Consider the following 21,890-nt stretch of genomic DNA (forward strand, 5'->3'; position numbering starts at 1 on the left):
CCCCCCACCGGTTCCGCCCACCCGACTGAACCGGCCCACAACACCCCGGGCCCGGTTTCCGCCCCGCCGCCGCGCCCGGGGGCACCACAGCCCGACCGTCTCCGCCGATCCGCCGGAGGCGCGCTCGACTCCCCTGGGCCGGGTGAACCGATCTCCGCGCCCCGGCCCAGGGGCATTCCCCCTCATTGACACCAGGAGCCGCAATGTTCCCCCCTCCCACCATCAGGACCAGTCCACGCCGCACGCGCGGCGCGGCCGCCCTCGTCAGCCTGGGCGCGCTGCTCGCGTCCTCGCTCACCCTGGTCGGCGCCCCCACCGCGGTCGCGGCGGAAACCCTGCTCTCCCAGGGCAAGCCGGCCACCGCCTCCTCCCAGGAGGGCGAGGGCTATTCCGCGGCCGCCGCGTTCGACGGGAACCTCACCGGCACCCGCTGGGCCAGCCAGTGGCGCGACGCCGAATGGATCCAGGTCGACCTCGGCGCGAGCCGCAGCCTCAGCCGGGTCGTCCTCACGTGGGAGGGCGCGTTCGGCAAGAACTACGAGATCCAGGTCTCGGACGACGGGACGAACTGGCGCACCGCCAAGTCCGTCACCGGCGGCGACGGCGGCACCGACGAGATCGCCATCTCCGGCAGCGGCCGCTACGTGCGGATGAACGGCCTCGTCCGCTCCGGCGGTTACGGCTACTCCCTCTGGGAGTTCCAGGTCTACGGCACCACCTCGGTGGAACCCCCGGCCCAGGGCGCCGTGCGCGTGGCCGGCTCCCAGGGCAACTGGCAGCTGACCGTCGGCGGGCAGCCGTACACGGTCAAGGGCCTCACCTGGGGCCCGTCCTTCGCGGACGCCCCGAAGTACATGCCCGACGTGAAGTCCATGGGCGTCAACACCATCCGCACCTGGGGCACGGACGCGTCGAGCAAGCCCCTGCTCGACACGGCCGCGGCGAACGGCGTCCGGGTCATCAACGGCTTCTGGCTACAGCCCGGCGGCGGCCCCGGCTCGGGCGGCTGCGTCAACTACGTCACGGACGCCGCGTACAAGAGCAACATGCTGACCGAGTTCGCGAAGTGGGTGGACACCTACAAGTCGCACCCGGCCACGCTGATGTGGAACGTCGGCAACGAGTCCGTCCTCGGCCTGCAGAACTGCTACGGCGGCACCGAACTGGAGGCGCAGCGCAACGCGTACACCACGTTCGTGAACGACGTCGCCAAGAAGATCCACTCCATCGACCCGGACCACCCGGTCACCTCGACCGACGCCTGGACGGGCGCGTGGCCGTACTACAAGCGCAACTCCCCGGACCTCGACCTGTACTCGATGAACTCCTACGGAGACATCTGCGGGGTGAAGCAGGACTGGGTGAACGGCGGTTACAACAAGCCCTACATCATCACCGAGACGGGCCCGGCCGGCGAGTGGGAGGTGCCGAACGACGCGAACGGCATCCCCGACCAGAAGACCGACGTCCAGACCGCCGAGGGATACACCACGGCCTGGAACTGCATCACCGGTCACCAGGGCGTGGCACTGGGCGCCACGATGTTCCACTACGGCATCGAGCACGACTTCGGCGGCATCTGGTTCAACCTGCTGCCCGACGGGCTCAAGAGGCTCTCGTACTACGCGGTGAAGAAGGCGTACACCGGGTCGACGGCGGGCGACAACACCCCGCCGGTCATCAGCAACATGGTCGTCGACAAGGCCGCGGGCGCCCCGGCCGGCGGCGAGTTCACCGTCCGCGCGAACATCACCGACCCGCAGAACGACCCCCTGACGTACAAGGTCTTCCTCAGCGGCAACTACGCGAACGGCGACAAGCGCCTGGTCGAGGCGCAGTGGCGCAACACGGGCAACGGGACCTTCGCGGTCACCGCTCCCGAGAAGCTCGGCGTCTGGAAGGTGTACATCCAGGCCGAGGACGGCCGCGGCAACGCGGGCATCGAGACCAAGTCCGTCAAGGTGGTCGCCCCGCCCGTGAGCGGCACGAACATCGCCCTCAACAAGCCCGCCACCGCCTCCTCCTCGCAGGCCTCCTACGGCGACTGCCCCTGCCCCGCCGGCAACGCCACCGACGGCAACACCGTCACCCGCTGGGCCAGCGACTGGAGCGATCCCCAGTGGATCAGCGTCGACCTCGGAGCCTCCAAGGCGATCCGCACCCTCCAGCTGGTGTGGGACCCCGCCTACGCCAAGTCCTACGAGGTGCAGCTCTCGGACGACGGCACCAACTGGCGCACCGTCCACACCACCACGACCGGCAACGGTGACATCGACACGATCAACGTGTCGGCGAACGCCCGCCACGTGCGACTGAACCTGACCGCACGCGGCACCGGATGGGGTTACTCCCTCCACGAGTTCGGCGTCTACAGCTGACCCGCTGACGGCGCGGTACTGAACGCGGAGTACCGGCTGCCCTGACCCGGCCGGCCCTCCGTACGGGCCCGGCCCTCCCCGCCTGAACCACGGGGAGGGCCGGGTCTTCTCCCTTTGCCGGGACGGGAACCCGGGGGTACTTGACGGTGCACGCCGAATGCGCCAAAGCTTGGAGAGCGCTCTCCCGCAGGCAGGGAGCGGATGACGTGAATGGGGTGGGGATGGCCGAGGACGGGGTGGGGATGAGCGGGGACGGGGTGGGGATGAGCGAGTACACGCTCGATCGACTGCTGGAGAAGCTCGATCTGGTGCAGAAGGTGCGGCTGCTGTCGGGGGCCACGACCTGGCGCACGGCCGGCGAACAGGCCGTCGGGCTGCGCGAGATGGTGACGTCCGACGGACCCGCCGGGGTGCGGGGAGAGGCCTGGGACGAGCGGCTCACCTCCGCGCTGCTGCCCTCGGCGTCCGCGATCGGCGCACTGTGGGACGAGGACCTGGTCGAGGAGCTGGGGGGTCTGCTCGCCTCGGAGGCGATCCGCAAGGGCGTGGACGTGGTCCTGGCACCCACGCTCAACCTGCACCGCACTCCGCTGGGCGGCCGGCACTTCGAGTGCTTCTCGGAGGATCCCGTCCTGACGGGCCGTACGGGCGCGGCGCTGATCCGGGGCATCCAGGCGGCGGGGGTGGCGGCCACTGCCAAGCACTACGTGGCCAACGACTCCGAGACCGGCCGCATGCACGTGGACGTACGGGTTTCCGAGCGGGTGCTGCGCGAGGTGTACCTGGCCCCCTTCGAGGCGGCCGTCGCGGCGGGCGTCTGGCTGGTGATGGCCGGCTACAACGGCGTGAACGGCGCGACCATGACCGCCAGTCCGCTGCTCGCGCAGCCCCTCAAGGGCGACTGGGGCTTCGACGGGGTGGTGGTCTCCGACTGGGGCGCCCTGCGCTCGACCCGGGAACCGGCCCTCGCCGCGCTCGACCTGGCGATGCCGGGACCGCAGGGCCCGTGGGGGGCCTCCCTCGTCCGGGCCGTCCGGGACGGCCAGGTCCCCGAGGAGGCCGTGGACGAGAAGGTGCGGCGCCTGTTGCGGCTGGCCGGACGCGTGGGGGCGCTGGAGCCGGACGGGCGCCCGCGCACCGCGGCGTTCGGGCCGGATTACACGCGGACGCTGCTGCGCCACACCGCGGCCGCCGGATGCGTACTGCTGACCAACCGCGGGGTGCTCCCGCTCGACCCGGCGTCGCTGACGCGGGTCGTCGTCATCGGCGTGCACGCCGCCTCCCCGCGGGTCCAGGGCGGAGGCAGCGCGGGGGTCTTCCCCTCGCGCGTGGTCACTCCCCTCGACGGGATCCGGGCCCGGCTGGACGGCCTGGCCCAGGTCGTGCACGTACCGGGCCCGGGACTGGGCGTTCCCCCGGCGCCCTTCGGCACCGACTGGTGCGCCGACCCGAGGTCGGGAGAGCCGGGCCTGCTGCTGCGCGTCCTGGACGAGGCGGGTCGCGAACTCCACGCGGAACACCGGCTGTCCGGAACCCAGTTGGAGCCGCCGGTGGGCCCCGAGGCCCGGACCGTGGAGATCAGCGCGCTCCTGCGGCCGCCGACGACCGGCGAATGGACCTTCGGCATCGCCGGGTTCGGCCGCATGAGCCTCGTCCTCGGTGAACGGACCCTGCTGGACGGTGCGTTCCCGTGCACCACCGACGACCCGGCCATCGTCCATGTGAACCCGCCGCTGCACACGGTGCGGGCGACCCTGGACACGACGCGGCCCGTCCTTCTGACGGCCCGGCGCGAACTGGTCCCCGGAACCGGGCGCGCCACGATCGTCGCGGCGGCGCCGCCGGAGCCCGAGGCGGCGGCCGCGCTCGCCGCGGCGGTTCGGGCGGCCCGCGACGCGGACGCCGTCATCGTGGTCGTCGGCACCACCGAACACTCCGAGACCGAGGGCCACGACCGCGGCGACCTCTCCCTGGGCGGTCACCAGGACGCGCTGGTCCGCGCCGTGGCGGCCGTGAACCGGCGCACGATCGCCGTGGTCAACAGCGGCGGCCCGGTCGAACTGCCCTGGCGCGATGAGGTGGGCGCCGCCCTCCTCACCTGGTTCCCGGGACAGGAGGCCGGAACCGGGCTCGCCGACCTCCTCTTCGGGGACGCCGAGCCGGCCGGCCGCCTCCCCACCACCTGGGCGGCCGCCCTGACCGACGCACCCGTCACCCACGCGCGGCCGGACGAGGGCAGGCTCGCGTACGAGGAGGGCGTGCACATCGGCCACCGGGCCTGGCTGCTCGCAGGCCGGGAGCCGGCCTACTGGTTCGGCCACGGCTTGGGCTACACCACTTGGGAGTACGGGACGGTCCGGGCCCCGGCCGAGGTCGCGGAAGGGTCCCCCTTCACGGTCCGCGTGCCGGTACGCAACACGGGCACCCGGCCCGGCCGCGAGGTCGTGCAGGTGTACCTGGCCCGCCCGGACTCCACCGTCGAGCGGCCCGTCCGCTGGTTCGCCGGCTACGCCGCGGTCCGCGCGGAACCCGGCGCGTCGGCGACCGCCGTCGTAGAACTCCCGCCGCAGGCACTGCGGCACTGGTCCCCGACCGAGGGCGCCTGGCGCACGGAACCCGGGACCTACGACATCCTGGTCGGCCGCTCGGCCGGCGACGCGGCATGGAGTGCGGCGGTGGAGATCCTGGGAGCCGGGTGACCTCTGGCGCTGTCGGTGGCGGCGCCGGTACCAGGACGAGGGGCTGGAGGGCTTGCGGGATCGCTCCAGCAAGCCCCGCCACTGCCCTCCACGCCACCGAGGCCGACGTCGCCAACAAGATCGTCTACCTGCGGAAGCACTACCACTTCGGTCCGATAAGGACCCGCTCGCCGGCACGACCTCGTCCGCCGCCGCCGACAGTTCCTGCGCCTGGCCCCACGTCCGGTCGAAGAGGGACACCAGGGTGGTCACCAGACCCGGTTCACGGGTCAGCAGCGCTACCTGTTACCCGGAGTCGAGGCTGCGGCAATGATCCATTCCGCTTACGGGTCCCCGGTGGCAAGCCGCGCCTGACAGGCCTACGGAACCTTCGGCGCGACGAGCGTGCGCTCGGTGCCGAGACCGTTCGTACGGGTGTCCTCGTACAGGCTGGTCTCGCCGTCGCTCCAGCGGACGACGAGGTCGTCGGTGAGACCGTCACCGGTGTACCGGCCGGCGGTCATGAGGGCGCTGTGGGGCCAGGTGCGGTTCGGGCCGTGGACGGGCCTCGCGCGGCCGAGGCCGCGGGTGGTGACGCCTGTGTGGCTGCCGAGCGCGCCGTTGGACCAGCGGACCATGAGGTCCCACTTCCGGTTGCCGGAGAACTGCCCGGCGGCGAGCAGGGCGGCACCCTTCCAGGCGGGGCCGGGGCCCTTGAGCCGGTGCTCCCGGCCGAAGGTGCCCGCGCCCACGGCGGTGTGGAGGGTGAGTTCTCCGTCGGACCAGCGGACCACGAGGTCGGTGACGTAGGTGGAGGCGTTGAAGCGTCCGGCGGCGATCTGGGTTGCGTGTCTCCAGACGGAGCCGGAGGGGGCCATCTCGGTGACGCGGCCCAGGCCGTGGGAGCCGACGTCGGCGTGCAGGGTCATCCGGCCGTCCTGCCGGCGGACCATGAGGTCGAACTGGTCCGAGCCGGTGAAGTCGCCCGCGGTGACGGTGGCGACCGCCTTCCAGGCCGCGTTCGGTGCCATGAGGCGGCGCTCCGGCAGGAAGCCGCCCCGGCCGTCACCCGGGAAGAGGGTCACCTCGCCGTCCGTCCACACCACGAGCAGGCTGCTGCGGCCGCTGCCGGTGAAATCGCCGGAGGCCATCGCCTTGGCATGGGTCCACAGCTCCCCGGAGCCGGGCAGCGGGAGGTTGTGCCCGGAACCCCGGTAGGGCGGCCGGGAGATGGCGGCGGGGTCGCGGCCGGAGTCGGCGTCCTCGTACAGGTCCCGGGCGTCCTTGCCATACAAGGGGGCGTACGTCACCCAGGAGTCGTTGCCGCCGCCGTGGTAGCCGCCGGTGTTGCCGATGACCTTGCCGGTGTGGTGCGCGGGGTCGTAGTCCTTGATCCAGGGGCCGCCGGACACACCGCCGTAGAACCCCTTGCACACCATCCGCAGCTGCCGGAAGCCGCTCAGCCGGGTGGTGGGCACATCGCACCGGACGGGCTTGTGGTCCTTGTTCACGCGCGAGGCGGACGGGTAGCCGACCACGGTGACCTCGTGCTCGTACGTGTTCACCGGCGTGAAGGTCAGCGCCCCGGTGACGTTCTCGATCCGACCCCTGCCGTTCGGCTCGACGAGGACGAAGGCGAGGTCCAGGTCGGACACGGCGGCCCTGCTGTGCGACCGGTAGCGGGGGTCCGTATAGACGCCGCCCTTGGCCTTGACCGGGAAGATGCCGAACGGCTGGGCGGCGGCGGTCTTGCCGTGGCGGTAGCGCGGTACGAAGACGGCGTGGCTCTCCGGGTGCCCCATGCCGGCCGCGCAGTGCCCCGCCGTGAGCACCATGCTCTTGCCCGTGCTGCGCACGACGCTGCCGGTGCAGGAGGTGTCCGCCGTGCCGATCCCGGTCTGCCGGTAGAAGAAGGTGCCCACCATCGGCATGCCGTCGAAGTGGATGCCCGTCGGAGTACCCGAGGGCGCGTGCGCGGTGGCCGCGGCCCGGCTCCGGGCGGCGTCGACGGGCACGGCCGAGGCCATGCGGTCGGCCGTCCAGTACGCCTGCGCGGAGCGGAGCCCGTCGGAGGGCGCCGGCGGGGCGGTCGCGGCAGGCGCGGGCGCGGCGCCCGGCACGGCCGCCCACACGCAGGCGGCGGAGAGGGCGCGGACCGTGAACCATCCGGATCTCAAAGGACCTGCCCGCCTTCCGCGTGAGGTGCCCCCATCCGGGCACCGGGCGCCGAGCCGGCCAGCAAGACCGTCGACGGACCAGAACGAGATCACACGAGCACGCCGAGGACGCGGACCGGCGCGTTCGCCGCGCTGGAGCCGCTCCTGATTCCCCCGATGGGAAGCGCCCACGACGACCCGCCTCGTGCACTTCCTCCCTCAGCTCGCTCGGCTGGGTCTGCGGCGGCGCCGCCACGGTGGTCAGGGCGCTGCTCGATGCCCTCGGGGACGCGGGGACCCCCGCAGGGCCCCCGCTGGACGACGGTGCGCGACACACAGGTCTCCCGGACGACTTCGACGCCCTGGGCGCCGACTTCGAGGAGGACCGTCCGGTGGTACGCGGCACGATGTCGTCCAGCGGTCCGTCGGGCCGCTTCAGCACCTGCCGGTCGGCGAGTTCGGGCAGCCACTGGTCCACCGGGTCGTCCAGCCGCAGCCGGCACTCGTCGAGCAGGACCATCGCGGCCGCCGTCGTGACGCGTCGTCTACCGCCGTTACCGGTCGGACGAGCTGTTCCGGCTCGCCCACGGCGACCGGGCCCTGCTGCCCGACCGGGCCCGCGCGGTCCTGGAACGACTCGGTGAACTCGGCTTCGACCCCGACTACGTGGCCGGTGAACGCGAGGCCCTGATGCTGGCCGGGGCGCTGGTCCCGGAGATCTTCGACAGCTCCCCGACCCTGTTCGAGCATTCGCTCGGCGACCCCGAGTCCGTCGAGCTGGCCAAGCGCGGCCGGGATGCGAGGTCCTGGGATCCCGGCGACCCGCGGATCGAGGAGCTGGCGTCCGCGCCGGCCGCCACGCTGCCGGCCGACCGCGCGCTGCCGGCCGTGCCGACCGGGTTCTGGAACCGGTCCGACGCCGCCTCCCGGTACGCGATGGTCAACCACCACCGGGAGGCCTCGTCCATCGCCCGGTTGAACTCACTGGTCGAGGCGAAGCTCCGCGCGGCGGGCATCGACGTCCCGCGTCAGTGACGGCGACGGCGACGGCCGCCGCAGCGACCCGGCGATCCGCGCCTCCAGTCCCGACCGGCAGGCGGGCCATTCCGCCGCGGTGACCGAATACATCGCGGAGTCGCGGAGCAGGCCGTCCTCGCCGGGGGCCCACGAGCGGGACCAGTTGCGGAGCACGCCCTCGAAGCGGGCGCCGACGCCCTCGATCGCGGCGCGGGAACGGCCGTTGCGGGCGTCCGTCTTCAGGTCGAGCCGGGCCACGCCCCAGGTCTCGAACGCGTGCCGGAACAGCAGGTACTTGGCCTCGGTGTTGATCCCCGAGCCCTGGGCCGAAGCAGCGAGCCAGGTGTAACCGACCTCGATCGCGCACAGGCCCTCCCCGGTCGTCGGCCACGGCCGGGGGTCCCAGTAGGCGGTGGCCCCGACCGCCCGCCCCGACGCCCGGTCCACCTGCGCGTACGGGGCGAGTTTCCCCGCGTCGCGACGGGCGAGCTGGGCGTCGATGTACCCCCCGACCTGATCCGCGGTGGGCACCCACGTGAACCCGTAGGGGCTGCGGTCCTCTTCTGCCGCCACGGCCAGATCCGCCGCGTGGCGGTGCTCCAGCGGCTCCAGCCGTACGAGCGTGCCGCCCAGGACCGGTCCATCGAGTACGAAGGTCATGATCGCAGCGTTCCAGAGCCGCCCCGCCGTGTCGCGCGAATTCCGGGGCACCGGAGCAGAGATCTATACAAACGTCTTGAACATTCGTCTTAGACGGTTGTATATTCCTGGCACGGGGTCACACCGGCACCCGCATCCGCACCGGAACCAGGGGGAACCACCATGTCGAACGCCGCCGCCCAGCCCACCCGCTCCACCCTGACCATCGACGGCCGCGCCCTGTCCTACCTGGACTTCGGCGGCGCCGGCCGTCCCCTCCTCGCCCTGCACGGCCACCTCTCCGAGGGCGCCTCCTTCGCGGCCCTGGCCGCCGCCCTCGGACCCGAGTGGCGGGTGATCGCGCCCGACCAGCGCGGCCACGGGGACTCCGACCGCGCCGCGCAGTACACCCGCGCCGGCTACCTCGCCGACCTGGTCGCCCTCCTCGCCCACCTCGGGATCGACCGCACCGTCGTCCTCGGCCACTCCCTCGGCGGGATCAACGGCTACCACCTGGCCGCCGAACACCCGGAGCTGGTCGCGGCCCTCATCGACGTCGACGCCCCCGCCGAACTCCCCGACCACGGCACCAGCCCCCTGGGCTTCGTACGGAACTTCCCCTACACCGCCGCCACCCGCGAGGAGCTCCTCGCGGGCTGCGGCCCCCTCGCCCCCGCCCTCGCCCCGGCCCTGCGCCCGCTGCCCGGCGGAGCCGGCTGGCGGCTGCCGTTCCACCCCCAGGACACCATCGACTCCGAGAACCTCGTCCACGGGGACCACTGGAAGCAGTGGCTCGCGACCGACTGCCCCGCGCTGCTGGTACACGGCCTGCGCAGCCAGGTCGTGTCCGCCGAACTGGCCCGGGACATGACCACCAGGCGCCCCGGCACGGTGTCCCGGGCCCTGGACACCGACCACTTCGTGCAGCTGGGCGACCCGGAGGGCTTCGCCGCCGCCGTACGGGAGTTCCTCGCCGGGATCTGACGAACCGGGCCGTCTCTTGCGGATCTTGCAGGTCAGGCATGATCAAAGGAGACCGCCCAGGCTGGATGCTGTCGGTGGGGTGCCGTAGCGTCGGAGGCATGACCTCCGAGCCGACAGGCCAGGCCGCGGGCCCCTACGACGCAGCCTTCTTGCCGAGGCTGCGGATGTCCTTCCGGGCTGCGCGCGAGCCGGTCATTGAACCGGTGTCGAAGTTCGGCGGGCAGCGCGGCTTGGCCACCCGCTACGACAAGACCGCGGCCATCCACCTTGCCGGCCTCCGCCTCGCCGCCATCTTCATCTGGTCAGCGAAGTGATCCGGAAGAGAGAGCCCAGTCCTGCTCGGAGTCGGCGTGGGCCTCGCGGGCTGCCAGCTGGCCCTGGAAGAACGCGTCCGTATCGGGCGAGTACGGGCCGCCGTGGTCGAAGAGCAGCTCCGTGATGCGCCGCCATTCCGCGACGGTGGCGCGGGTGGCCCCGTCGGCATGCTCCAGATCGCCCCCGGCCGCCTCGGTGGCGGCCGCCTCCGCGGCTTCGAGCGCCAGCTCGGCGTCGTGGTGGATCAGGCCGGTGGCCCGCTCCCGTACCTCGGCGCGAGCCGCACGCTCCGCGTCGGAGGGGGTGTGCGGCTCGTTCGCGGCGTCCTCGGTCATCCTGGTTCTGCCTCTCTTCCTGCTTCGCGGGCGGGGCTCGCCCGCAGGCGCGTGCTCACAGTCCGCGACGGCGGCCCGTGGACCCTGACGATGCGCCCATGCTCTCCGGCTACCCCCGGACCCGGCACACATCCGCCGGCCAAGATCCCGTTTCCCCCACCAGGCCCTCCCCCCTGCCGCCGTCAGGCTCAGCCTGTCCGCCGTGTGTGCGTCGCGCCGATGTGGGCCGGCCCCTGACGAGCCGAGGAGCGGGCATGCCTCGTGGTTCGAGCCCCCAGCGGGAACGACAGTACGAGCACATCGAGGAGAGCGCCGAACAACGAGGCGAAGCAGCGCAACCTCGAGGGCCGACCCATGAGGGACAAGGCCCAGCTCAAGCGCGCCCTCGGCCACTGAACAGCAGCACCCACCGCGACCGCCGTCGACTATCGTCGCCCGCACGACGTACCGGAGGGGATCTAGTGGTGGCAGCGCTTTCAGAGGTACAAGCCCTGTTGGGTGAACCGGGGTTCACTTGGTCGGATCCGGCTCCGTGGATCGAACTGGAGCAGGAACTCGGCATCGAATTCCCCGCGGACTTCCGCGAGATCGTGAACGCCTACGGTTCGATCTCCATCAACGGACAGCTGTATCTGAAGCACCCCGCCGGCCACCTTCTGCACAACCTGGGAAAAGACATAAGGCTGGATCTCGAATTCTGGCGCGAGGAGGACATGGCCGAGCTCCTGCCCAGTCCGGTAGGGGCGAACCCCGGTGAGCTGATGCCGGTGGCGACGGCCACGACGGGGGAAATGGTTTTCCTTCGTGTTCCCGATGAGCCGTCGTCGCCTTGGCGCGTCCTGGTTCAGGAGATGGACAGTCCGTCGTGGACCCTCCACGAGATGACCTTCAGCGAGTGGCTGCTGGCCTATCTCGGGGGTGCAGACGTGACGCTGTGTTCTCGCAACCTCGCGCCCGACCGGCCGTTCTGGGAGTTCCTGCCCTAGACATGTACGCGGTGGCATCTCCCGCCGGGGCGGATCGTCAGGACGGGTGGGAGACCAGTGCGACGCGGTGGGCGAGGACGACGGCTTGGACCCGGTCGCGCAGGCCGAGTTTGGCCAGGATCCGCGAGACGTACGTTTTGACGGTCTCCGGGGTGATGAAGAGCGCCGCGGCGATCTCGGCGTTCGCGGGACGCAGGTGTTCGGTGCCGGCGAGTTGACGGGTGGCCTGGATGCCGTCCAGGAGGGGCATGCGGATGTCCATCACGACCACGTCCGGGCGTAGCCGCAGCGCGAGTTGGACGGCCTCGTGCCCGTGCTCGGCTTCTCCGATGACCTCCATGTCGGGTTGTGCCGAGAAGGACCCGTGTCGGCCTGCTGCTCGCGTACTTGACCGCGTTGGTGAGCGCCTCCTGCACGACCCGGTACGCGGCCAGCTCCGGCTCCGCGTTCCGCGGGAGCCGTTCACCGTGCTCGCCGAACTCGATCGGCTGACCCGACCTGCGCGTCTGCTCGACCAGATCTCCGACCCGCCCCAGGGCGGGCGCCCGGCACGTGCGTCGGTGACTCGCCGGCTCGCTCGGGTGCGGCCGGCTCCGTGCCGGTCGATCTCCGGCACCGGGCGCCCGGCGACACGGTGCGTCACCCACCAGTACACGGCCACCGCCGCGGCCGCACCGAGCAGCGGCACCGGGCCGGGCCCGGTCGCCGTCAGCCCCGAGATCAGCCCGACACCGACAACTCCCGTCAGTGGCCAGCCAATCGGAGAGCGCACGATCCTGCCGAGACGCCCGCCGCGGCCCCCCGGACCCCGTACTGCGGGGCAGACCTGGTGTCCATAGTGACCTCTCGCCGCGGTCACACCGCGTGGTGACCTGAGGGTCACGGTAGGAATCCGCGGCGCTGTGGGGATCACCCGCGCAGGGACAGTTCTCGTAGCTCTCACGGGGGATGCGCGGGCGCCCGGCGTCAGGCAGGGCAGTGGACCGGAACGTTCGATTCGGTCACAACTGATCACCATCTGAAGGGATTCGGTGTGGCCACGGTGCGGACTCGTTCGTGCGGAACCCTGTGAAGACGGCGTAAAAGTGGTGTAGACCTACGCCCTGCAAAGGCGCGATGAAGGGTGGGTCATGAGGGTGAAGCGTCGTGGACTGTGGGCTTCCGGAGCCGGCTGTCTCGCAGTGGTGGTGCTGGCCGGCTGCGGGATGGCGGCCGATCCGGGCTCCGCGAAGGTGGTGCTGCGCGTCGTGGCCGCCGATTACGGTGACAGCCCTGCCAACTCCTCCGAGCCGTACTGGAAGGAGCTGGCGTACAGCTTCGAGCAGGCGCATCCCGGCGTGCGGGTGGAGGTGAGCGTCCTGTCCTGGAACGACGTGGACGCGAAGGTCGCCGAAATGGTCCGGGCGGGGCACGCGCCCGACATCGCGCAGATAGGTTCCTACGCCGACTACGCGGCGGCCGGAAAGCTGTACCCGGCCGACGAACTCCTCTCGGTGCGCACGGAGGCCGACCTGCTGACGCCGCTCGCGCAAGCGGGCAAGATCCGCAGCGACCAGTACGGTCTGCCGTTCGTCGCCTCGACTCGGCTGATGTTCTACAACACGAAACTCCTGGAGGACGCGGGTGTCATCACCAAGGGCACGTCGTGGCAGCCCCGGAGCTGGGGCGACCTGACCGCGGCGGCGAAGAAGCTCAAGAGGGACGGGGTGCGTACGCCGATCGCGCTGCCCCTGGGTCCGGAGGAGGCGCAGGCCGAGGCGATGCAGTGGATGCTCGCCGGCGGTGGCGGTCTCACGAACGACTCCGAGAGCTACGTCATCGACTCGTCCGCGAACGTGAAGACGTTCGAGTTCCTGCGGGACGACCTGGTCGGTGCCGGGCTGACCGGACCGGACGAACCGGGGAGACTCGACCGCCAGAAGGCCTTCGACGCCTTCACCCGCGGGGAGGTCGGGATCCTCAACGGCCACCCCACCCTGGTGAAGCAGGCGACCGCGAAGGGCATCAAGCTCGGGATGATCGCCCTGCCCACCGCGGATTCCTCCGAGCCACAGGCGATGGGCGTCGCCGACTGGGTCATGGCCTTCAAGAACGGGCACCCGAAGGAAGCCGGCCAGTTCCTCGACTTCCTGTACGAGGAGAAGAACGTCACCGCGTTCATCACCAAGTACGGGCTGCTGCCGGTGACGACTTCCGGCTACCGGCGGATGCTCGACTCCGACGATCCCGGGACCGCACCGCTCAAGGTGTTCCTGCGCGCACTGCCGTCCTCACGCCTGTACCCGGTGGGCAAGAAGTCCTGGGCCGTGGTGAACGCCGACTTCAAGAAGAACATCGGTGCGGCGGTTCGACCGGATGGACGGCCGGCCAAGGTGCTCGGAGACATCGCCCAGGGAGCCCGGAAGGCGGGCGGCTAGAAGACCCGCACGCCCCCGGCCGTGCGGGCGGCGCTGGTCCGCGTGTAGGGCGCCACACGGCCGCGGCCCGGGCCGTTTCCGGCCCGGGCCGCGGGCTTTCCGGCGTAGTGGGCCGACGGAGGAGCAGGCGGACGGGGCCGCCGCGGGCTACCTGACGACCAGGGCGTCCAGGTAGGACCGGACGTTGCGGCGGGTCTCCGGCACGCTGTCGCCGCCGAACTTCTCCGCGACGGCGTCGGCCAGCACGAGCGCGACCATGGCCTCGGCGACGATGCCCGCGGCCGGGACCGCGCAGACGTCCGAGCGCTGGTGGTGCGCGGCCGCGGCCCCGCCCGTGGCCACGTCGACGGTGGTCAGCGCACGCGGCACGGTCGCGATGGGCTTCATCGCGGCCCGTACGCGCAGCACCTCGCCCGTGGTCAGGCCGCCTTCGGTGCCACCGGCCCGGCCGGAGGCGCGACGGATGCCGTCCGGCGTCCGCACGATCTCGTCGTGGGCCCGCGACCCCGGCACCCGCGCGAGGTCGAATCCGTCGCCGACCTCGACGCCCTTGATGGCCTGGACGCCCATGAGCGCGGCGGCCAGGCGGGCGTCCAGGCGGCGGTCCCAGTGGACGTGCGAGCCCAGGCCGACCGGGACTCCGTACGCCAGGACCTCCACCACACCGCCCAGGGTGTCCCCGACCCGGTGGGCCCGGTCGATCTCGGCGACCATCGCCCTCGAGGCGTCCGCGTCCAGGCAGCGCACCGGGTCCCCGTCCAGCCGGTCCACGTCCGCGGGGGTCGGGTACGAGCCGTACGGGGCCTTGGCGGCGGCGAGCTCGACCACGTGCGAGACGATCGCGATGCCGGCCGTCTCCTCGAGGTACGACCTCGCCACCGCTCCCAGCGCCACCCGGGCCGCCGTCTCCCGGGCGCTGGCGCGCTCCAGGACCGGGCGGGCGTCGGCGAAGCCGTACTTCTGCATGCCGGCCAGATCGGCGTGCCCGGGGCGGGGCCGGGTCAGCGGGGCATTGCGGGCCAGGTCCGCGAGGATCCGCGGCTCCACCGGGTCGGCGGACATGACCTGCTCCCACTTGGGCCACTCGGTGTTGCCCACCATGACCGCGACGGGCGAACCCATCGTCAGGCCGTGCCGGACACCGCCGAGGAAGGTGACCTCGTCGCGTTCGAACTTCATCCGCGCACCGCGCCCGTGGCCGAGCCGCCGCCGGGCCAGGTGGCCGGCCACGGCCTCGGTGGTGATCGGCACGCCGGCGGGCAGGCCCTCCAGGGTCGCCACGAGTGCCGGTCCGTGGGACTCCCCCGCGGTCAGCCAGCGCAGCCTGCTCAATTGACGGCCTCCTCGCGCACGGCCCGCGGCTGCGCGTCCCGTTCGGGACGGCGGCGCAGTTCGGCGGCCGCGCTGACCAGGGTGAGCAGTACGGTGATCCCCACGCCGCCGAGGATGGCGACCACGGGGGTCGAGCCCGAAAGGACGGTCGCCGCCACGGACGCGGTGATGGTGTAGCCGACGCCCTGGACGGCGTACTGGATGGAGTAGCCGGCGGTGTGGGCGTGCTCCGGGAGGCGCTGGCGCAGGCTCATGCTGCGGGTCACCATGACGCCCGCCTGGAAGACGCCGGCCGCGAGGAAGGCGACGGCGATGCCGAGGAGGCTGGTGAACACCGCGGACAGCGCCACGCAGACCGAGGTGATCAGCAGGAAGACCAGGCTCTGGCCGCGCACCGTGCCCGGCCAGGTCCGCAGGCCGTAGAGGAACGCGCCGGCCGCGCTGGTCAGGGAGAACAGGGCGAGCAGGGCGCCGGCCCAGTTGACGGTGAGGTCCCGGTATTCCAGGAGCGGAGTGAGGGCCAGTTCCGCGGTGGCGAGCATGGACATCGCGCCGGCGCTCGTCAGGTAGATCGGCCAGGCGGAGGCGAGCACCCGTCCCCGGCCTTCGGACTTGGCCTCCTTGCCGTCCGTGCCCTGGCCGGCGTCCTGCCGCGCGGCCTCGTCCTGGGGCCGGTACGTCGGGAGCAGGAAGAGGATGACCGCGGCCGCGAGGAAGCCGACCGCTCCCAGTGCCATCGGTGCGCTCGGCGAGAGGTTCACCGCGAGGACGACGACGAGCGCGGGCGCCCCGCCCCAGGTGATCTGGGTCAGTACCGTCTCGGCGCTCAGCGCACGGGACTCGTCCGCCTTGTCCACCAGCGCGATCAGCATCGAGCGCATTCCGCCGGGCCCCGCGGCCGGAGCCGCGCCCGCGACGAAGGCCAGCGCGGCCGTCACCACCACCGAGGTCTCCGGGAACAGGGCGAGCCCGGCGAAGGCGGCGGCGCCGACCACCATCCCGGCGGCCAGGTGGACGTGGAGCCGCTTGGGGCGCATCCAGGCCCCGAGCACCACCGATCCCAGCACCTCGCCGAGAACGTAGGCGGCGGCCAGTGTGGCCCCCAGCGCGTAGCCGCCGTCCGTGTCGCGGACGAGGAACACCAGGCCCAGGGGGGCGACGGCGATGGGCAGCCTGCCCACGAAGGCGGCGGCCATCCACAGCAGGACGTTTCCCGTGAGGATCTTCCGGTAACTCATGGTCCTTCTTCTCTTCCGCTTCTTTGTCGCATGGGATCGCCGTTGCAGGGGATCCTCGTTGCAGGGGATCGTCGTCCGGGTGCCCGCTCGCTCGTCAGACGAACAGAGCGGACAGTGCTTCCTCTATCTCTTCCGCGGCCGTCATGTCCTCGGCGACCAGGCAGTACTCGACCGTGCCGCCTTCCCTGCTGTCGTCGGAGGTGATGACGACTCCGGTGCGGGACTCGGGGTCGAAGGCCAGGCCCAGCTCCCGGACCCGGTCGACGGCCTCGCGGAAGGACGGCACCTGCCAGTGATGGCGCTGGATGAGGATGCGCTCCCGGAGGAAGTCCGGGCCCACGAGCTGTTCGGCCAGGTAGTTGATGTGGGTGGAGCCGCCGACGCGCCCGTTGAACTCGTTGATCAGGATCTCGCCGCCGGGCGTGACGATGGCGTCCACGCTGATCGGACCGCGGTAGCCCATGGCCCGCACGGTTTCGCACAGGCGGTGCGCCTCGGTCAGGAAGGCCGGGAAGCGCGGGTGGTCGGCCGACTTCGCCGGGATGACCAGGCCGTTGAAGATCGGGCCCATCAGCATCTCGCCGTGTCCGAAGAGCTCGGTCTCCTCTTCACCGATGCGGAACTCCGCGTAGACGGGCACGCTGTCGGGGGTGTAGTCCTCGACGACCACCGGACGGCTGTCGTCGTCCGAGTACCAGGCCCACCGCTGGTCCAGGTGGCGGGCGAGGTCCTCCCGGCCGTTCAGTACGGTGACTTCGGGGGCGCCGATCGGGGTGACGTCGGCGTCGCCGCTGAGGATGGCGTTGCCGTAGCCGGCGACGTGGAAGTCCTTCTTCACGATGGCGTGGCGGTCCTGCTCGAGGAGATCCCACAGGAACTCCTCCGCCTCGGCGCGGGTGAAGGCCACCACGCCGTTCGGGATGGGGTTGCCGATGCCGGCGGCCAGGGCCCGGAACGTCGCCTTGCTGTTGAGGAGTTGACCGCCACCCTGGTGGATGTAGCGGAATCCGGGGGTCGTCGCGCCGAGCTCGAGCGAGTGGGCCAGTCCCACGACCGGGCTGTCGTAGTAGATCGGGAAGACCCGGACGACACCGGACTCGTCCGTCGCGCGCCGCAGCTCCTCGACGAAATCCCGGTCTTCCCAGCGGTCCGGGGTGAGGACATCGACCCCGAGCCCGCCCGCCGGAGGCGCGAGGACGGTGATCCGGTCGCGGTCCGCCCCGGTCAGTGCGGTGACGTAGGCCAGGAACTCCTCGCTGGGCACGTGCGGTACGACGAGGACGTCGCCCTCGGCGGCGTACCAGATCATGCGCTGGGCGGTCACGCCGGCCGTCCTGCGGTGCTCGGCGGTGAGCTCCTCCAGGTCGCCGACCATCTGGGCGGTGCGGTTGTTGGCTATGAACAGGGTGCTCATCGGATCTCCGGGGTCGTTGCGAGCCGGGCGAACCGGTCGGGCTGCCGGCTCTGCTGGATCTGGTCGGTGACGGTCCGCGTGGGCAGGACCACGGCGCAGCGGCCGGCGGCGTAGTCCAGGGCCATGCGGTGGTCCTCCGCGGTGAAGTCGGCCACGGCGTCGGCGACCAGGAAGGTCTGGATGTCATTGGTGTACGACTCGACGGCGGTCGCCAGGCATCCGATGTGGGCGTAGATCCCGCAGATGACCAACTGGTCGCGACCCTGCTCGCGGAGGAATTCGAGGAGGCCGGTGCGGTGGAAGGCGCTGTAGCGCCACTTGGTGTACACCTGGTCGCCCGGCCGCGGTGCGAGGCCGTCGACGACCTCGCGCTGTTCGGGGCCGACCGTCATGCCCGGTCCCCAGAAGTCCCTCAGCAGGCCGCGGTCCTGCTCGCTCATGCCTCCGGGCTGGGCGGTGTAGGCCACGGGAACGCCCTGGGCGGCGCACCGCTCGCGCAGCGTTCGGACGTTGCCGGTGAGGGAGGTGACGGGGTCCGCGCCGGCCGGGAAGGCGTCGACGAAGTACCGCTGCATATCGTGGATGAGCAGGACCGCGCGGTCGGGGTCTACCTTCCAGTCGGCCTTGTTGGCCGGGAGTTCCGCGTCGAGGGGCATGGGATAGGGCGCGATGGCCGGAAGCGTCACGGGAGTGGGTGACCTTTCACTGGTGGGGCCAGGACTCGGCGACGGCGATGGCCTGTCCGAGATTGAGACGGGGGTCGCACAGCGTGGTGTACGCGGCCCCCAGCGAGCCGAGTTCCGTTTCATCCGCCCAGCATTCGACGACCGGGGCGGCGGTGGCCTCCAGGTGCAGTCCGCCCGGTACGCCGCCCTCCTGGAGCACGGCGGAGTGGAAGCCCCGGACCTCGCGGACGATGGTGGCGACGGACCGGGTCTTGTGGCCGCTCGGGGCGGTGGTGGTGTTGCCGTGCAGGGGGTCGCACAGCCAGATCACCGGATGACCGGCGTCCCGTACCGCCGCGACCAGGGCGGGAAGGCGCTCGGCGACGAGGTCGGCGCCGAGTCGGGGGATCAGGGTGAGCCGTCCGGGCTGGCGGTTGGGGTCGAGGCGTTCGCACAGGGCGAGCAGTTCGGCCGCCTGCATGGCGGGGCCCACCTTGCAGGCCACCGGGTTGGCCACGCGGGAGAGCAATTCGACGTGTGCTCCCTCGAGTTGGCGGGTGCGTTCGCCGATCCACGGCCAGTGGGCGGAGGTGAGGAAGGTCCGACTGTAGGCGTCGCGGCGCAGCTGGGGCAGCTCGTAGTCGAGTACGAGGGCCTCGTGACTGGTCCAGAGCGGAGCGCCGCCCTGGCCGTCCTGGCCTTCACGCAGCAGGCCGAGCACGTCACCGGCCGCCTGGTGGCAGTCGAGCATGCGCAGCGGGTCGGGGGTGCGCGACAGGGGGTCGAACTCCGGACCGTTGACCATCGGCCCTCGGTAGACGGGGAGTTCGAGGTCACCCTGGCGCTCGATCGGCTGGGAGCGCGGCTTGGCGTACTGTCCGGCGATGCGCCCGACGCGCAGCACCGGCAGTCCGGAGCGGGCCTGGAGCACACCGGCCAGGCACTCGGCGAGGCCCGCCTTGCGGGCCACCGCCTCCGGGGTCCGGTCGGCGGGGTCCTCCGCGCAGTCGCCGGTCTGTACGACCAGGGCCTTGCCGGCGGCGACGTCGGCGAGCAGGGTGCGCAGGCGCAGGATCTCCCGCGAGGTGACGAGCGGCTGGCTGTCGCGCAGCTCGCGGCCGGCCTTGGCCAGGAGGTCGGGGTCGGGCCAGTGCGGCTGCTGGGCCGCGGGCAGGGTGCGGAGCAGGTCGTGTTCGTCGGCGGCGAGCGGCAGCAGGGCGGCGTCCGTGTGGCGGGGGCGCGGACTCGGGCGGGTCAGGGTGTTCACCGGTTGCTCCCGGATGAGGTGGTCGAGGTGGCGAGGGCCGCGGTGACGAGTTGGTGGAGCAGCGCGGGTCCGTCCTCGGTCAGCAGGGACTCGGGGTGGAACTGGGCCGTGGCGAGACCGGGTCCGCGCAGGCCGTGGACCTCGCCGCTGTGCGGGTCGCGGCTGACCTCGACGACGTCGGCCGGGAAGGGGCCGGCCGGGGCGGTCAGGCGATCGGTGGCCGAGCGGCCGGCGAAGGTGTTGTAGAAGCCGGTACGGGCCCGGCGCCCGAAGAAGTCGATCTCTTGCTGGAGGCCCTGGTTGGGGGTTTCCTTGCGGACGAGTTCGATGCCGAGCAGCGAGGACACGACCTGGTGGCCCAGGCACACGGCGACGCAGGGGGTCCCGTCGGCCAGCAGTCGGCCGGCCAGCCGGTTCGCGGTCGCGATCTTGGGGTCCTCGGTGCGCCGGGGGTCGCCCGGTCCGGGGCCCAGGACCACCAGGTCCGCCTGCGCCAGGGCCGCTTCGGAGGCCTCGCGCCAGGCGTGGACGGTCACCGACAGGCCCAGGGAGCGCAGTTGGTGGGCGAGCATCGCGGTGAAGGTGTCCTCGTGGTCCACGACGGCCGCGCGCAGCCCGGCCAGCTCGGGGGCCTCGTACGCGCCGGGGGGCATCGGGTCCAGCCAGAACCGGGCGAGCCGTTCGTTGTACGAGGCGAGCCCCTTCAGGACCTCCGGGTGCTCGCCGAGCCGCCGGGGCGCCTCGGAGGAGGCGGCGGCCGGAACGGGGACCGGGGCCGGAACGGGGACCGGGGCCGGAGCGGGGGCGGCGGCCGGAGCGGGGGCCGGAGCCGGGGCCGGGCGTTCCCGTAGGACGGACAGGAGTCCGGCGGCCTTCGCGTGGGTCTCGGCGACCTCGCTCCGCGGGTCGGAGTGTCGCACCAGCGTGGCGCCGACCCCTATCTCCAGCCGGCCGTCCGTATCGATCTCGGCGGTCCGGATGAGGATCGCGGAGTCCATGGCCCGGCGCCCGGCGCCGTCCCGGCCGACGAGCGCGAGCGCCCCGCTGTAGTAGGAGCGGCCTCGGGGTTCGTAGCGGTGCAGCACCTCGCAGGCGCTCTCCACCGGGCTGCCGGTGACGGTCGGGGCGAACATCGTCTCGCGCAGGATGTCGCGGACGTCGAGGCGGCTCTCCCCCTTGATGAAGTACTCGGTGTGGGCGAGGCGGGCCATCTCCTTGAGGAAGGGGCCCTCCACCCGCAGGCCCGGATCGCAGATCCGGGCCATCATCTTGAGCTCCTCGTCGACCACCATCTGGAGCTCTTCGCGTTCCTTGCGGTCGGCGAGGAGCCCGAGGGCGCCGTCGACGGTGGATCCCGTCTCGGGATAGCGGTAGGTGCCGCTGATCGGGTTCATGGTGACCGTCCCCGACTCCAGGCTGACGTGCCGTTCGGGCGAGGCCCCGACGAAGGTCCGCTGCCCGGTGTGGACCAGGAAGGTCCAGTACGCGCCGGCCTCCCTGGCGAGCAGCCGGCTGAAGAAGGTGAGGGCGGCGGCCGGGGTGTAGCCGTCGATGGTGGCGGTGAAGGCGCGCTTGATGACGAAGTTCGCGCCCGCGCCCTGGCCGATCTCCTCGTCGATCACCTTGCGCACGATCTGCGCGTACTCGTCGTCGGGGATGTCGAATTCCTCGTCGCGCAGGGCGAGGGGGCCGCCGGACAGCTCGGACAGGAACCGGCCGGTGGGCAGCGAGTGCTGCTCGCGCACCGTGAGGACGGTCAGCGGGGCGCCGTCGTCGGTGCAGGTGTAGCCGCGCTCGGCTATCTGCCGGTACGGGAGCAGCGCCAGCAGTTCGTGGCCGCCGCCGGCCGCGGCGGGGTCCGGGTCAGGGGCGTCGGCGTCGGCGTCCAGGGGAAGGGCGTCCAGGCGCTCGACCGTGGTGACGTCCCCGAGGAGGAGTTCGAGCCGGTCGGGGCCGGTCGCGTGCGGGCGGTGCAGCAGGGCGAAGGGGGTGCCGTCGAGAGGGACGGGGACGTCTCCGTCGAGTGGGCCGGTGTTCTTGGTGACCATGTCGTTATTCCTTGTCGAACC

General features: G+C 71.9%; 18 protein-coding genes and 1 pseudogene. 9 read left to right on the plus strand and 10 right to left on the minus strand.

Annotation, left to right across the window (positions count from 1 at the left end):
* Positions 1–203: 203 nt before the first annotated feature.
* Together OG730_RS07420 and OG730_RS07425 are read left to right on the plus strand one after the other, a co-directional pair.
* Positions 204–2,378 (plus strand): discoidin domain-containing protein, encoded by a 2,175-nt coding sequence (locus OG730_RS07420; protein ID WP_327303453.1) that lies wholly within the window; start codon positions 204–206, stop codon positions 2,376–2,378.
* 263 nt (positions 2,379–2,641) lie between these two features.
* The gene (locus OG730_RS07425; protein WP_327309186.1) at positions 2,642–5,077 is read left to right on the plus strand and encodes a glycoside hydrolase family 3 C-terminal domain-containing protein; all 2,436 of its coding nucleotides are present in this window, start codon (positions 2,642–2,644) and stop codon (positions 5,075–5,077) included.
* Between the two features lie 359 nt (positions 5,078–5,436).
* Here the strand turns inward: OG730_RS07425 and OG730_RS07430 are convergent, their stop codons facing one another.
* On the minus strand, positions 5,437–7,233 hold the full coding sequence (locus OG730_RS07430) for a trypsin-like serine peptidase (protein WP_327303454.1): 1,797 nt from the start codon (positions 7,231–7,233) through the stop codon (positions 5,437–5,439).
* A gap of 20 nt (positions 7,234–7,253) precedes the next feature.
* Here OG730_RS07430 and OG730_RS44255 point away from each other — a divergent pair, with 20 nt between their 5' ends.
* A complete protein-coding gene (locus tag OG730_RS44255) occupies positions 7,254–7,856 on the plus strand; it encodes an AAC(3) family N-acetyltransferase (protein WP_442814850.1) in 603 nt (200 codons plus the stop codon).
* A 22-nt stretch (positions 7,857–7,878) separates the two neighbouring features.
* Positions 7,879–8,247, plus strand: coding sequence for a hypothetical protein (locus OG730_RS07445; protein ID WP_327303455.1), 369 nt, complete (start codon positions 7,879–7,881; stop codon positions 8,245–8,247).
* On the opposite strand, the gene OG730_RS07450 is transcribed toward OG730_RS07445, so the two are convergent.
* Positions 8,194–8,889 carry a GNAT family N-acetyltransferase gene (locus tag OG730_RS07450; RefSeq protein ID WP_327303456.1) on the minus strand — a complete coding sequence of 232 codons (696 nt, stop codon included), beginning with the start codon at positions 8,887–8,889 and terminating at the stop codon, positions 8,194–8,196. The genes OG730_RS07445 and OG730_RS07450 overlap by 54 nt on opposite strands.
* 162 nt (positions 8,890–9,051) lie before the next feature.
* On the opposite strand from OG730_RS07450, the gene OG730_RS07455 reads away from it, so the two are divergent.
* Positions 9,052–9,852: an alpha/beta fold hydrolase gene (locus OG730_RS07455; protein ID WP_327303457.1), complete on the plus strand. Its 801-nt coding sequence runs from the start codon at positions 9,052–9,054 to the stop codon at positions 9,850–9,852.
* Positions 9,853–9,950: 98 nt separating this feature from the next.
* Positions 9,951–10,166, plus strand: a complete 216-nt coding sequence (locus OG730_RS07460; protein WP_327303458.1) for a hypothetical protein — start codon at positions 9,951–9,953, stop codon at positions 10,164–10,166.
* Here the strand turns inward: OG730_RS07460 and OG730_RS07465 are convergent.
* Complete coding sequence (locus tag OG730_RS07465; RefSeq protein WP_327303459.1) at positions 10,155–10,502, minus strand: hypothetical protein; 348 nt, start codon at positions 10,500–10,502, stop codon at positions 10,155–10,157. The two genes, OG730_RS07460 and OG730_RS07465, sit on opposite strands and share 12 nt — an antisense overlap.
* Positions 10,503–10,756: 254 nt before the next feature.
* Between OG730_RS07465 and OG730_RS07470 the strand changes: the two are divergent.
* Both OG730_RS07470 and OG730_RS07475 read left to right on the plus strand, forming a co-directional pair.
* Positions 10,757–10,838 (plus strand): annotated as a pseudogene (locus OG730_RS07470) (plasmid stabilization protein); the annotation flags it as partial.
* 128 nt (positions 10,839–10,966) lie between these two features.
* Entirely contained in the window at positions 10,967–11,488 is a 522-nt protein-coding gene (locus OG730_RS07475; protein WP_327309187.1) for an SMI1/KNR4 family protein, read from the plus strand.
* A gap of 37 nt (positions 11,489–11,525) precedes the next feature.
* On the opposite strand, the gene OG730_RS07480 is transcribed toward OG730_RS07475, so the two are convergent.
* Positions 11,526–11,828, minus strand: a complete 303-nt coding sequence (locus tag OG730_RS07480; RefSeq protein WP_442814851.1) for a response regulator transcription factor — start codon at positions 11,826–11,828, stop codon at positions 11,526–11,528.
* A 790-nt stretch (positions 11,829–12,618) separates the two neighbouring features.
* On the opposite strand from OG730_RS07480, the gene OG730_RS07490 reads away from it, so the two are divergent.
* Positions 12,619–13,905, plus strand: coding sequence for an ABC transporter substrate-binding protein (locus OG730_RS07490; protein WP_327303460.1), 1,287 nt, complete (start codon positions 12,619–12,621; stop codon positions 13,903–13,905).
* Positions 13,906–14,052: 147 nt separating this feature from the next.
* Here the strand turns inward: OG730_RS07490 and aroC are convergent, their stop codons facing one another.
* From aroC to OG730_RS07520, 6 genes are all read right to left on the minus strand, one after another.
* Positions 14,053–15,237: a chorismate synthase gene (gene aroC / locus OG730_RS07495; RefSeq protein WP_327303461.1), complete on the minus strand. Its 1,185-nt coding sequence runs from the start codon at positions 15,235–15,237 to the stop codon at positions 14,053–14,055.
* On the minus strand, positions 15,234–16,475 hold the full coding sequence (locus OG730_RS07500; protein ID WP_327303462.1) for an MFS transporter: 1,242 nt from the start codon (positions 16,473–16,475) through the stop codon (positions 15,234–15,236). The genes aroC and OG730_RS07500 overlap by 4 nt, the downstream gene beginning before the upstream one ends.
* A gap of 94 nt (positions 16,476–16,569) precedes the next feature.
* A complete protein-coding gene (locus OG730_RS07505; protein ID WP_327303463.1) occupies positions 16,570–17,889 on the minus strand; it encodes a preATP grasp domain-containing protein in 1,320 nt (439 codons plus the stop codon).
* Positions 17,886–18,575 carry an isochorismatase family protein gene (locus tag OG730_RS07510; protein ID WP_327303464.1) on the minus strand — a complete coding sequence of 230 codons (690 nt, stop codon included), beginning with the start codon at positions 18,573–18,575 and terminating at the stop codon, positions 17,886–17,888. Before OG730_RS07510 ends, OG730_RS07505 begins: the two co-directional genes overlap by 4 nt.
* 16 nt (positions 18,576–18,591) lie before the next feature.
* Positions 18,592–19,770, minus strand: a complete 1,179-nt coding sequence (locus OG730_RS07515) for a 3-deoxy-7-phosphoheptulonate synthase (protein WP_442815180.1) — start codon at positions 19,768–19,770, stop codon at positions 18,592–18,594.
* Positions 19,771–19,817: 47 nt separating this feature from the next.
* Complete coding sequence (locus tag OG730_RS07520; RefSeq protein ID WP_327303465.1) at positions 19,818–21,869, minus strand: anthranilate synthase family protein; 2,052 nt, start codon at positions 21,867–21,869, stop codon at positions 19,818–19,820.
* Between the last annotated feature and the right edge of the window lie 21 nt (positions 21,870–21,890).

This window comes from Streptomyces sp. NBC_01298 (assembly GCF_035978755.1).
GTDB lineage: Bacteria > Actinomycetota > Actinomycetes > Streptomycetales > Streptomycetaceae > Streptomyces.

Bases quoted from the DNA above. Each gene is read 5' to 3' on its own strand.
- OG730_RS07420 (WP_327303453.1), top strand. From the start codon at position 204: ATGTTCCCCCCTCCCACCATCAGGACCAGTCCACGCCGCACGCGCGGC.
- OG730_RS07425 (WP_327309186.1), top strand. From the start codon at position 2,642: ATGAGCGAGTACACGCTCGATCGACTGCTGGAGAAGCTCGATCTGGTG.
- OG730_RS07450 (WP_327303456.1), bottom strand. From the start codon at position 8,889: ATGACCTTCGTACTCGATGGACCGGTCCTGGGCGGCACGCTCGTACGG.
- OG730_RS07455 (WP_327303457.1), top strand. From the start codon at position 9,052: ATGTCGAACGCCGCCGCCCAGCCCACCCGCTCCACCCTGACCATCGAC.
- OG730_RS07460 (WP_327303458.1), top strand. From the start codon at position 9,951: ATGACCTCCGAGCCGACAGGCCAGGCCGCGGGCCCCTACGACGCAGCC.
- OG730_RS07465 (WP_327303459.1), bottom strand. From the start codon at position 10,502: ATGACCGAGGACGCCGCGAACGAGCCGCACACCCCCTCCGACGCGGAG.
- OG730_RS07480 (WP_442814851.1), bottom strand. From the start codon at position 11,828: ATGGAGGTCATCGGAGAAGCCGAGCACGGGCACGAGGCCGTCCAACTC.
- OG730_RS07490 (WP_327303460.1), top strand. From the start codon at position 12,619: ATGAGGGTGAAGCGTCGTGGACTGTGGGCTTCCGGAGCCGGCTGTCTC.
- OG730_RS07500 (WP_327303462.1), bottom strand. From the start codon at position 16,475: ATGAGTTACCGGAAGATCCTCACGGGAAACGTCCTGCTGTGGATGGCC.
- OG730_RS07505 (WP_327303463.1), bottom strand. From the start codon at position 17,889: ATGAGCACCCTGTTCATAGCCAACAACCGCACCGCCCAGATGGTCGGC.
- OG730_RS07520 (WP_327303465.1), bottom strand. From the start codon at position 21,869: ATGGTCACCAAGAACACCGGCCCACTCGACGGAGACGTCCCCGTCCCT.